The 665-nt window shown below is 45.9% G+C and carries 1 protein-coding gene; it reads left to right on the top strand.

Annotated features, from left to right (window positions below; genetic code table 11):
• Window positions 1-173: 173 nt before the first annotated feature.
• Window positions 174-476 (top strand): hypothetical protein, encoded by a 303-nt coding sequence (locus OU793_RS24805; protein ID WP_159408219.1) that lies wholly within the window; start codon window positions 174-176, stop codon window positions 474-476.
• The last annotated feature ends 189 nt before the right edge of the window (window positions 477-665 follow it).

Below are 665 nucleotides of genomic sequence, written 5' to 3'. Positions count from 1 at the left end.
CAAGAAAGGCGATTTGGTTAAGCAGTTAAACACTTGGCTAAATGGTTGTGACGAATCGCTCACAGACGCACAGAAAGCGCATTTTGCTCAGTGGATGCCAATTGGTTTCTAACTCATTTGATAGGCAGTCCTGACGGACTGCCTCCCTCCCCACACTCCAAAGGCTATCCATTATGAAAATCAAAAATGAAACCCTTCGAGCGTTTTACGCTCGCACCGTAAACACGCAAAACCGTAAGGTCTTGCACTATCGTGACCAGTGGCGTGAACGTGAGTTAAACAAACTTGCGGTTAAGAGCGTGATTACTGTCAATGATGTGCGTGACCTTGACCGCTTTGCTCGCTTTAAAGTGGCCGTGAGTTGCTTTGATAAGTGCAATGAGCAGTGTCAGCAATATTTGATGCAAGATGAACATCACTTTGTCCGCTCTGCTGCGACTCGCCGTTATGCGAGAAAGGGAGGAGGGGTATTGTAGTGTTGGATTAATGGTACTGAACTGCCAAGGCACATTGTGAAGCATCAAGCTCGATAGTTTTATTACTTGAACTGTTCGAACAGAGTATGACTAGGGTCGCCTTACATTTTGCAAGGTGGCTTTTTTATTGAGTTGGGTGTTACCCTACGGGCAGGGCTTTCCGCTTGTATCTTTCATCTATGGACTAAG

The sequence above is a fragment of the Vibrio sp. VP6 genome (assembly GCF_028823755.1).
Classification (GTDB): domain Bacteria; phylum Pseudomonadota; class Gammaproteobacteria; order Enterobacterales; family Vibrionaceae; genus Vibrio; species Vibrio parahaemolyticus.
This window is presented reverse-complemented; position numbering and strand designations above follow the sequence as displayed.

Bases quoted from the DNA above. Each gene is read 5' to 3' on its own strand.
- OU793_RS24805 (WP_159408219.1), top strand. From the start codon at position 174: ATGAAAATCAAAAATGAAACCCTTCGAGCGTTTTACGCTCGCACCGTA.